Source organism: Serratia sp. Ser99, assembly GCF_024519545.1.
In the GTDB taxonomy this organism is placed as follows: Bacteria; Pseudomonadota; Gammaproteobacteria; order Enterobacterales; family Enterobacteriaceae; genus Serratia; species Serratia liquefaciens.
Map to the genome: position 1 here is coordinate 1 of NZ_JALJRT010000023.1, position 10,666 is coordinate 10,666.

A 10,666-nucleotide genomic window follows, 5' to 3' on the forward strand; every position below is an offset into this window, starting at 1 on the left:
CCTGCACTGAGCCTTCAGGGACCGAATAAAAAATGCCCGTCAGGCTTAAGTGAACGGCATTACCGCTTCGGCGGGCTTTTTAACTTTTCATACTCAGATCGTTGATGTACCGACCGCAAATCTGTTACAACAGCGGCTCTCATTCCCCGGACATCACCACACATATGATTGTCAGACCTCAGCAACACTGGTTCAGGCGGCTCTTCGTCTGGCACGGTTCAGTGCTATCCAAAATTCTGTTTCGCCTCAGCCTTAACGTGGCGATGTCCATCGTCGCCGTGCTGTGTTTTCAATGGTACGAACATCTGGGGGTCAAACTGACCCTGGCGCCTTTCAGCCTGCTGGGCGTGGCGATCGCTATCTTTCTCGGCTTCCGCAACAGCGTCAGCTATGCGCGCTTCACCGAGGCGCGGTTGCTGTGGGGCAGCCTGCTGATCGTTGAGCGCTCGCTGCTGCGCCAGATCAAGAGTCTGCTACCGCAGCAGGATCAGGCGGCGCGCGAGTTTGCCGCCCTGCTGATCGCGTTCAGCTACTGCCTGAAACACCAGCTGCGCGGCACCGATAGCAGCGCCGACCTGCAACGGCTGCTGCCCAACGTCGATCTGCGAGCGATAGAAAACAGCATGTCCCCCTGCAACCGGCTGCTGTTGATGATGGGCCAATGGCTGGGCGAAAAACGACAATCGGCACAGCTGTCGGACATGCTGTTTCACAGCATCGACCAAAACCTCAACCGGCTGTCGGAGATCCTCGGCGGCTGCGAACGCATCGCCAATACGCCGATCCCCTTTGCCTACAGCCTGATCGTTCATCGCACGGTCTACCTGTTCTGCACCCTGCTGCCTTTCGCACTGGTGCCGGATCTGCATTACATGACGCCGCTGGTGTCGGTGTTTATCTCCTACACCTTCATCTCGCTGGACTCGCTGGCAGAGGAACTGGAAGATCCGTTCGGCACCGCCGCCAATGACCTGCCGCTCAATGCCATGTGCAACGCGATTGAGATCAACCTGCGCGAAATGAACGACGAAACGGATTTACCGGCGGCCGCACGGCCGGACAGCCGTTACCAGCTCAGCTAACCGGCAACCACGTCAGGCGCGGTGAAGGCCGCGCCTGTTGGCAACCCCCTTATTCGCGCCATCCTCCGCCCAACGCACGGTAAAGATCGACGAGATTGGTCAATCGCGCCAGGCGTGTATCGACCAACACCTGCTGCGCCGCATACAGGGAACGCTGGGAATCCAGCACGGTCAGGTAGTTATCCACGCCCTGCTGAAAACGCTGCTGCGATAGGCTGTAAGCGCGTTGATTGGCCGCCACCAACTGCGTTTGCGCCCGGATTTGCTCATCCAGCGTGTCGCGACCGGCCAGCGCATCGGCGGTTTCGCGAAATCCCTGTTGTATCGCCTGCTCATAACTCGCCACCTCAATGCGTTTTTGCACCTCCGCCAGATCCAATCCCGCACGCAAAGAGCCGCCGGAGAAGATAGGCAGCGAGAGCTGTGGCACAAAACTCCAGGCACCGGAACCGGCAGAAAATAAACCGTCCAGGCCGGCGCTGGCCGTGCCGCCGAAACCGGTCAGGCTGAGGGTCGGAAAGAACGCCGCCCGCGCCGCGCCGATATTGGCATTGGCGGCGCGTAGCTGATGCTCTGCCGCTCGGATATCCGGCCGCCGGGTCAGCAAATCTGCCGGCAGCCCGGCCGGAATGTTTTCCGGCAACAGATCGTCCGGCAAGGTGCCGGCCTGCGCCAGACGCGAACTCATCGCCGAGCCCAACGGCTGCCCAACCAACAGCGTCAGGGCATTGGTGTCCTGCCGAACCTGACGCCGATACTGAGCCAAATCACGCTGCGCCGTCCGTACCCCAACCTCCGCCTGGCTGCGATCCAGTTCGGTCGCCACACCGAGCTGGAAGCTTTGTTCCACCAGCCCAAAGGCCGCCTGCTGTGAGCCCAGCGTTTCCTGCGCCAGCGCCAGAAGTTCGCTATCGGCGCGTAGCGAAAGATAAGCGTTGGCGGTTTCGGCGATCAGCGCCAGTTGCGCGGCGGCCCGGGTTTCATCCTGTGCCAAATACAATTCCAACGCCTGCTGGTTCAGGCTGCGAAGCCGCCCGAACAGATCCAACTCCCACGACAGCGTTCCCCCGACCTGATAGCTGCGCCCCACCGCAGACTGCCCGCCTGCGGACAGACTGCCCGGGGTACGCTGTACCGAACCACTGCCCTGCGCCGCCAGGGTGGGCAGCGTATCTGCCCGTTGAATGCGGTAGCTGGCGCGAGCCGCCTCCACGTTCAGCGCCGCAATGCGCAAGTCACGGTTATTCGTCAGGGCCTGCGTAATCAGCGTTTGCAGCAGCGGATCGCGGTAAAACTCACGCCAACCGATAGCCGCTGCCGTTCCGTCGACCTGCGCGACGCCATAATCCGGATAGGCTGGCGCTACCGGCGCAGCGGGGCGTTGATAGTCCGGCGTCAACGAGCAGCCCGTCAGGGTGGCAGTGGCCAGCATGATAGCCAAAAGTTTTATCATGGCTCGGCTCCCGGCGCCGGGGCAGTTATCTCCGCTTCATCCTCTGCCCGGCGGCGTTCGCTGAGCCGTTTCACCCGAAACAGCCGCAGCATGATGACGAAGAATGCCGGTACGAAGAAAATGGCCAGGAAGGTGCTGGTCAGCATGCCGCCGATCACCCCGGTGCCGATGGCATTCTGACTGCCTGAGCCTGCCCCGCTGGCAATCACCAGCGGCACCACGCCGAGAATAAACGCCAGCGAGGTCATCAGGATCGGCCGCAGCCGCTGTCTGGCGGCCTGCACCGCCGCCTCTACCGGACTGGCGCCGGCTTCGAAGTGCGCCTTGGCGAACTCCACGATCAGAATGGCATTTTTGGCCGCCAGCCCGACGGTGGTCAGCAACCCCACCTGGAAATACACGTCGTTGGCCAGCCCACGCAGCAACGTGGCCACCACCGCGCCAATCACCCCGAGCGGCACCACCAGCATTACCGCGCTGGGCACGCTCCAGCTTTCATACAGCGCCGCCAGACACAGGAAGACCACCAACAGTGAAATCGCATAGAGTGCCGGTGCCTGGGCGCCGGACAACCGTTCTTCAAACGACAGTCCGGTCCAGTCGTAGCCCACGCCGGGCGGCATGGTGGCGGCAATGCGTTCCATTTCAGCCATCGCGTCGCCGGAGCTGAAGCCCGCCGCCGGTTCGCCCTGCAGGTTAAACGACGGTGCGCCGTTGTACCGATTGAGTTTCTGCGCACCGTAGGTCCATTCGGCGCTGGCAAAGGCGGAGAACGGCACCATATCCCCGTTGTCGTTACGCACAAACCACTGTTCCAGATCCTGCGGCAGCATGCGTGACGAGGCATCTCCCTGCACATAAACCCGCTTCACCCGACCGCGATCGATAAAGTCGTTCACATAACCCGAGCCCCAGGCCAGCGACAGCGTTCGGTTAATCTCCGTGATCGGCACGCTGAGCGCCCGCGCCTTCTCGCGGTCGATCAGCAGTTCATACTGGGGCGCATCCTCCAGACCGTTGGCACGCACGTTGTTCAACACCGGGCTCTGCCGGGCAACGGCAAGAAACCTGTCGCGCGCCGCCAGCAATGGCTGATGCCCAATGCCGCCGCGATCCATCAGTTGGAAATTAAAGCCCGCCACGTTGCCCAATTCACGTACGGCCGGGGGCGAAACCACAAAGATGCGGGTATCGCGAAAGTCGCGTGCGAACATGGCGTTGAGGCGGGTGGCGACCGCGTCGGCCTTTTGCGAGGCGTCCGGCCGTTGGTCCCAGTCATGCAGGCGAATAAACAGGGTGCCGACGTTCTGCCCGCGACCGCCGAAGTTAAACCCGGAGATAGCGAACACCGAACGCACGCTGTCCTTCTCCATTTTCAACAGGTACTCCGTGGCACCGCGCAAGGTGGCCTGCGTCCGTTCTGCGGTGGCCCCGGCCGGTGCCTGTACCTGCGCGAACAACATGCCCTGATCTTCCTGCGGCAGGAACGAGGTCGGAATGCGGGTAAACAGCCAGCCGGTGGCAATGGCAATCACCAGATAAATCAGCATCAGCCGACGTGGGCGGCCCAGACCGCGCATTACCGAAGCCGCGTAACTGCGGTTGGCCCACTCGACGCGGCGGTTAAACCAGCCAAAGAAACCTTTGCGTGCGGCATGCTCTCCCGGCTTTACCGGCTTGAGCAGCGTAGCGCACAGCGCCGGGGTAAACACCACCGCCACCATCACCGACAGCACCATCGAGGAGACAATGGTGATGGAGAACTGCCGGTAGATCACGCCGGTTGAACCGCCAAAAAACGCCATCGGCACAAATACCGCCGACAGCACCATGGCGATGCCTATCAAGGCACCGGTGATCTGGCTCATCGATTTACGGGTTGCCTGCTTAGGTGAAAGCCCCTCCTCATGCATCAGCCGCTCGACGTTTTCCACCACCACAATGGCGTCATCCACCAGCAGGCCAATCGCCAGCACCATGCCAAACATGGTCAACGTGTTGATCGAGTAACCGAAGGCCGCCAGCACGCCAAAGGTCCCCAGCAGCACCACCGGCACCGCCAGCGTCGGGATCAGCGTGGCCCGGAAGTTCTGCAAAAACAGATACATCACCGCAAACACCAGCACAACCGCCTCCACCAGCGTACGCACCACGTTTTCGATCGACAGGCTAATGAATGGAATGGTGTCATAGGCATCCACGGCTTCAATTCCCGGTGGGAAGAAGGGTTTCAGCTCCGCCAGCGTGGCACGCACCGCCTGCGCGGTTTGCAGCGCATTGGCACCGGTTGCCAGACGCACGCCCAGCCCGACCGCCGCATTGCCGTTGTAGTAGCTATCAATCGCGTAGTTCTGCGCGCCCAGCTCAATGCGCGCCACGTCGGCCAGGCGAACCCGCGAACCGTCCGGATCGGTTTTCAGCAGGATTTGGCCGAACTCCTCCGGGGTCTGCAAGCGTGAGGGGCCAATTACCGTGGCATTCAGCTCCTGGCCGGGCAACGCCGGTTGCCCCCCCAACTGACCGGATGAAACCTCAACGTTCTGCTCCTGAATCGCATTGCTGACGTCGGTGGCGGTCAGGCTGTAGTTCACCAGCGCAGCAGGATCCAGCCAGATGCGCATCGCATAAGGCGCACCGAACAATTGGAAGTCCCCCACGCCGCTGGTGCGGCTGATCGGATCCTGTACATAGGAGGCGACGTAATCCGCCAGGTCCTGCCGGGTCATGCGACCATCCGTCGAGACAAACGCCATCACCATCATAAAGTTGGCGGTGGACTTGGTGACGCGGATCCCTTGCTGCTGTACCTCCAGCGGCAACAGCGGTTGTGCCAGCGCCAGCTTGTTTTGCACCTGTACCTGCGCGGTATCGGCATCGGTGCCCTGCGCAAAGGTCAATGCAATGCTCATGCTGCCGTCGGAATTACTTTCGGAGGAAATGTATTGCAGATTGTCGAGACCATTCATCTGCTGTTCAATCACCTGCACCACCGTATCCTGCACCGTCTTCGCCGAGGCACCGGGATAGTTGACCTGAATGCTGACGGTGGGCGGTGCGATGCTTGGGTACTGCGCCACCGGCAGATTGGCAATCGACAGCAGGCCACACAGCATCATGATGATGGCCAGCACCCAGGCAAACACCGGGCGCTCGATAAAGAATTTAGCCATGCGCCGGCTCCTTACGAGTGCTGCTTAACAGCGTTGTGGCAGCCGGAGCCCACTCCACCGCATTGACCTGTGCGCCAGGCCTGACCTGCTGCACGCCTTCGACAATCACCCGATCGCCCGCCGCCAGCCCGGTCGACACCAGCCAACTGTCCCCCATCGCCCGTTCTGTGGTCAGTTCGCGCAGCTCAACCTTGCCCGCCTCGTTCACCACCAGGGCGGTCGCTTCACCGCGCGGGTTGCGGGTAATGCCCCGCTGCGGCACCAGCAGCCCCCCTTGCGCGGCCATGCCCTCTAACAGCCGGGCTCGCACAAACATGCCCGGCAGCAGCTTGCGTTCCGGATTGGGGAATACCGCGCGCAGCACCACCGAGCCGGTGGAACGATCCACCGTGATTTCTGAAAATTGCAATTTGCCGCCGTGGGCATAGCGAGAGCCGTCTTCCAGTGTCAGAGTGACCGCCGCAGACTGAGGGCCGTCGGCCTGCGCAACCGCGCCGCTTTCCAGCGCATTTCTCAACCGCAAAAGCTGGACGCTGGACTGGGTCACGTCCACATAAATCGGATCTATCTGCTGCACCGCCGCCACCGCCTCGGCCTGCTGCGCCGTCACCAGCGCCCCTTCGGTCACCAGCGAACGTCCAATAATGCCGTCGATGGGTGACAGCACCCGGGTATAAACCAGATTGATACGTGCCGTTTCCAACTGGGCCTCCGCAGACTGCACGTCGGCCACCGCCTGCTGATGAGTGGCTACGGCGTCGTCATACACCTGACGACTGATGGCCCGGCTCTCTGCCAGCGGCCGGTAACGTTGAATCAACAACGCGGCGGTACGCAGCTGTGCCCGCGCTCGCGCCAAGGCCGCATTGCTGCGATCGTATTCCGCCTGAAACAGCCCCGGGTCGATTTGGTAAAGCGGTTGCTGCGCCTTGACCTGTTCCCCTTCGGTAAACAGGCGTTTTTGCACTATGCCCCCGACCTGTGGCCGCACTTCCGCATTGCGAAAGGCGGCAACCCGTCCCGGCAGTTCACTGGTCAGGGGTATAGGTTCGTTTTTCAACGTTACCACCCCGACCCGTGGCGGTGGCGGCGGTGCAGTTGGCGGCGTATCGCGAGCGGCCACCACCAGCCACAAAGAGAGCGAAGTAGCGGCCACCACCACGCCGACAGCAAGAGAGGCGATTTTGAGGCTCATGAGTCCGTATCCTTTTAGATGCTGGGTCAAGGGTTGCGCGGCGCGCCACAAAGCGGCCAAAGGTTACTGTACGAGCGGCAAACTGACCTCAACGTGACCCGCAGATAACATTCGTGTCAGTTAACGCGTTTTTTATCCGACGGCGGCGTTAGCTGACAAAAATGTCAGCCAGCCGTCAGCTTCACGACCGCATGGCTGTCATAAACTCATCACTGAACATGATGTCTTGTGGCAAGGTGGCGGGTTTCATGATTAATTAATCATCAGGTGATAATGACGGGAGTGGCCATGCGATTACTGTTGGTTGAGGACGAAGAAAAAACCTCGTCCTACGTTAACCGCGCACTGAGCGAACTGGGCTACACCGTAGACGTCGCCGGCGATGGCATTGAGGGCTTGCATCTGGCGGTGCAGCAGGACTATGACGCGGTGATCCTGGATGTGATGCTGCCGGGCAAAGACGGCTATGCTGTATTGGAAGGCCTGCGCGCCAGCAAACAGACGCCGGTGTTGATGCTGTCTGCCCGCGGTTCGGTAGACGAACGCGTCAAGGGCCTGCGCCACGGGGCGGATGATTATCTGCCCAAGCCGTTCTCGCTGATTGAACTGGTCGCCCGCATCCAGGCGTTATTGCGCCGCCGCACCAGCGACGGCATTGACGTCACCCAACTGCAAATCGACGATCTGCACGTGGATCTGCTGGCGCGGCGAGTGACCCGCGGCGGGGAGCGTATCGATCTGACCGCCAAAGAATTTGCCCTGCTCAGCCTGTTGGCTCGCCATCAGGGGGAGATACTGTCCAAAATGATGATCGCCGAACAGGTTTGGGACATGAACTTCGACAGCGACGCCAACGTGGTTGAAGTGGCGATTAAGCGCCTGCGCGCCAAAATCGACTCCCCCTATCCGCAAAAGCTGCTGCACACGGTGCGTGGCATGGGCTACGTGCTGGAAAATCGTCCGCTGCATCGCGATGCGCCATGGATAATCGCCTGATGAAAATTTCCATTTCCAGCCGGATGGCATTGATGTTCGCGCTGACCATGGCGCTGATCATGCTGGTGCTGGCGCTGTTTCTGCGCAGTTCGCTGCTGACCTCGTTGCAAAACCAGATGCACAACGAGCTGCATTTTCGCCATTCGCTGGTCTCCCCTTTTATCGAAGCCAAAGGGACCGCTCGCGACTGGCCAATGGTGCAACAAAAGCTCAATACCCTGTCCAACAGCGAAGGCAGCCAGGTGAAATACTGGGTGATCAGCGAGGATCCGCGTTACCGCTTCGGCGGTGCTCCCCCACCGGGTACCCACTGGTCAAAACTGCCGGACGGTTTCGCCACTGCCGCTAATCCTGACGGCGATTGCCCGTTGTATATGCTGATCGCGACGCTGCCGCCGCTGGGCGCTCGCCCAGAGGTGCGCTATGTGGTGGCGATTGATTCTGCCCCCTATATGGGCACGCTGGGGGAGTTCACCCAGGCGCTGGTGGTGATTTCGCTGCTGGGGATTGGGCTGGCGGCCCTGCTGGGCTACGCCATCTCGCGCTTCGGTATGCGACCGGTGCTCAATCTCAGTGAACAGGCGCACCGTTTGGTGCCCGGCACGACCGGCCAGCGGCTGGACAGCGCCACCTTACCGGCCGAACTGCGCAACCTGGCGGAGTCTTTCAATGGCGTGCTGGCGCGCCAGGAAGTGGCCTGGCGGCAGTTGGAGAGCTTTAACGCCGACGTGGCGCATGAGTTGCGCACCCCGCTCACCAATCTGATTGGTCAAACCCAGTTGGCGCTGGCTCGCGAACGCAGCGTACAGGAACTGGAAGAACTGCTGCAGTCGAACCTGGAAGAGCTGGAGCGCATGACCTCGATCGTCAACGACATGCTGTTCCTGTCCCACGCTCAGGCCGGACAATACGCTACCCAGTTGAGCGAAGTATCGCTGCGGGAAGAATCTCTGAAAACGGCGGAATACGTCGAACCTTCGTTTATGGAAAACGATTTGACCATTGAGATTTCCGGAGAGGTGCGGGCGCAGGTTGACCGGCGGCTGTTCCATCGCGCGCTGGCTAACCTGCTTGAAAACAGTGCGCGCCACGCCGTCGCGGGCAGCGCCGTTTCGGTACTGCTGCAGGAGCAGCGGGGATTTGCCGTCGTCGCCGTTGCCAACCAGGGCGAAACCATCGCCCCCGAGCACCTGAGCCGGCTGTTTGAACGCTTCTACCGCGTCGACTCTTCGCGCGTTCGCAGTGACATGCACCACGGTCTGGGGCTGTCCATCGTCCGCGCCATTGCGCTGATGCACCAGGGGGAAGCCTTCGTCCACAGTCTCGACGGCGTCAACACCTTCGGTTTCTCGCTGGCGCTGTCGCGGCCAGAGGAAAACCCGGTGCCAAAACCGCTGCCGGCGGCTCCCGCCATCGCCGAGGTTAAGCGGGAAAGCCTGTCGTGATTTATTGTACCAACGCCAACACGCGTTTTTCCTGACTGCGGCTTGCGGCTATCGACAGCAGGATCTCTTTCACCACCAACGCCGGCGCCGACAAGGAGTGCTGTGCGGAAATGCACAGCGACAGCGGCACGCTAAGCGACGGAGCGTTGATTCGAGCCATCCAGGCCTTGGCCGGGCCAATCATCGCCCGCGCCACCGACTCGGGTAAAATGGTGGCCCCCAGGCCGCTGGCGATGGCCGCGCTCAAGGTGCTGGAGGACTCGATTTCACCAATCACATTGGCGGCCAGCTTGCGCACCGCCATGGCTTCATCCACCTGGGTGCGTACCACATCACCTTCGCGCGGCAGGAACAGATTCAGGCGCGCAACGTCCAGCAGATCAACGCTGTTACCCGGGTTCGGCACCGCACGCGTCGCCACCAGATAGAGATCTTCTCGCATCAGCGCGGTGGCCTGAAGCCCCGCAGGCATTTTGGCACCGTAGATCACCGCCATATCCAGACTTTGACCGGCAACCTGACCGGCGAGCGTAGATCCGATGTTCTCATTCAAACTGAGTAAGATACCCGGATGCTGATCGCGTACCGCCTGCAACAGCGGCAGCGCCAACTGTGATGCCAGGCTACCCGGCGCCAGCCCGACGGACACCTGACCGCTCATCGCCTGGCCGGCGCTGTTGACCGCGCTCTGCGCCTGTTCGCACTGGCGCAAAATGGTCTGGGCATGGGCATACAGGATGTTTCCGGCCTCGGTCGGCATCACGCCGCGCTTGGTGCGGATCAGCAGTTGCTGTTTCAGTTCCCCTTCCAGGGTGGCCAACTGCTGGCTGAGCGCCGGCTGCGCAATATGCAGCACCTCCGCCGCCTGGGTCAGGCTGCCGATATCGACGATTTTCACAAAATACTTCAGACGTCTGAAATTCATATTGCCTCCGTCATGCCGCTGAACTGCGTTGACAGAACGGCAGCAAGATCCGGGCCAGACCGACGAAATAAGAGAAGCCGTTAACTAATCGCCGGAAAAATAAGAAAAAATGATGCTGGTGCTCAATGCCTCCCTGCGTTGGACGACCCAGAACGGAGAAGGTTTGCACCAGCGTGAAGCACGCGGAGTGCAGCCCGTGGCCGCTCCTGAACCATTGCGCAGCAGAGCATCAATAAAAGCCATAAAAAGCAGCAGGTTGAATAATCTTGCAGCAAACGAAACGGCAAGGCGTTTTCAGGCTTTACAAGCCCGCATCACCCCGCTATTATTCGCCCCGTTCACACGATTCCTCTGTAGTTCAGTCGGTAGAACGGCGGACTGTTAATCCGTATGTCACTGG

General features: G+C 60.8%; 7 protein-coding genes. 3 read left to right on the top strand and 4 right to left on the bottom strand.

Annotated features, from left to right (window positions below; translation table 11 throughout):
• Nucleotides 1–164: 164 nt before the first annotated feature.
• On the top strand, nucleotides 165–1,082 hold the full coding sequence (locus tag NR114_RS24050) for a bestrophin family protein (protein WP_041415501.1): 918 nt from the start codon (nucleotides 165–167) through the stop codon (nucleotides 1,080–1,082).
• Between the two features lie 49 nt (nucleotides 1,083–1,131).
• Here the strand turns inward: NR114_RS24050 and NR114_RS24055 are convergent, their stop codons facing one another.
• The 3 genes from NR114_RS24055 to NR114_RS24065 are packed head-to-tail and all read right to left on the bottom strand — an operon-like array spanning nucleotide 1,132 to nucleotide 6,900.
• Nucleotides 1,132–2,535: an efflux transporter outer membrane subunit gene (locus tag NR114_RS24055; protein WP_256813507.1), complete on the bottom strand. Its 1,404-nt coding sequence runs from the start codon at nucleotides 2,533–2,535 to the stop codon at nucleotides 1,132–1,134.
• Nucleotides 2,532–5,705, bottom strand: a complete 3,174-nt coding sequence (locus NR114_RS24060) for an efflux RND transporter permease subunit (protein WP_256813506.1) — start codon at nucleotides 5,703–5,705, stop codon at nucleotides 2,532–2,534. The genes NR114_RS24055 and NR114_RS24060 overlap by 4 nt, the downstream gene beginning before the upstream one ends.
• On the bottom strand, nucleotides 5,698–6,900 hold the full coding sequence (locus tag NR114_RS24065) for an efflux RND transporter periplasmic adaptor subunit (RefSeq protein WP_234530704.1): 1,203 nt from the start codon (nucleotides 6,898–6,900) through the stop codon (nucleotides 5,698–5,700). Before NR114_RS24065 ends, NR114_RS24060 begins: the two co-directional genes overlap by 8 nt.
• Before the next feature lie 288 nt (nucleotides 6,901–7,188).
• Between NR114_RS24065 and NR114_RS24070 the strand changes: the two genes are divergently transcribed.
• Nucleotides 7,189–7,896 carry a heavy metal response regulator transcription factor gene (locus tag NR114_RS24070; RefSeq protein ID WP_256813504.1) on the top strand — a complete coding sequence of 236 codons (708 nt, stop codon included), beginning with the start codon at nucleotides 7,189–7,191 and terminating at the stop codon, nucleotides 7,894–7,896.
• Nucleotides 7,893–9,341, top strand: coding sequence for a heavy metal sensor histidine kinase (locus tag NR114_RS24075; RefSeq protein ID WP_234530722.1), 1,449 nt, complete (start codon nucleotides 7,893–7,895; stop codon nucleotides 9,339–9,341). Before NR114_RS24070 ends, NR114_RS24075 begins: the two co-directional genes overlap by 4 nt.
• Before the next feature lies 1 nt (nucleotide 9,342).
• Here NR114_RS24075 and nac read toward each other — a convergent pair whose 3' ends face one another.
• The gene (nac, locus tag NR114_RS24080; protein ID WP_020827677.1) at nucleotides 9,343–10,266 is read right to left on the bottom strand and encodes a nitrogen assimilation transcriptional regulator NAC; all 924 of its coding nucleotides are present in this window, start codon (nucleotides 10,264–10,266) and stop codon (nucleotides 9,343–9,345) included.
• Nucleotides 10,267–10,666: the final 400 nt, after the last annotated feature.

Bases quoted from the DNA above. Each gene is read 5' to 3' on its own strand.
- NR114_RS24050 (WP_041415501.1), top strand. From the start codon at position 165: ATGATTGTCAGACCTCAGCAACACTGGTTCAGGCGGCTCTTCGTCTGG.
- NR114_RS24055 (WP_256813507.1), bottom strand. From the start codon at position 2,535: ATGATAAAACTTTTGGCTATCATGCTGGCCACTGCCACCCTGACGGGC.
- NR114_RS24060 (WP_256813506.1), bottom strand. From the start codon at position 5,705: ATGGCTAAATTCTTTATCGAGCGCCCGGTGTTTGCCTGGGTGCTGGCC.
- NR114_RS24065 (WP_234530704.1), bottom strand. From the start codon at position 6,900: ATGAGCCTCAAAATCGCCTCTCTTGCTGTCGGCGTGGTGGTGGCCGCT.
- NR114_RS24070 (WP_256813504.1), top strand. From the start codon at position 7,189: ATGCGATTACTGTTGGTTGAGGACGAAGAAAAAACCTCGTCCTACGTT.
- nac (WP_020827677.1), bottom strand. From the start codon at position 10,266: ATGAATTTCAGACGTCTGAAGTATTTTGTGAAAATCGTCGATATCGGC.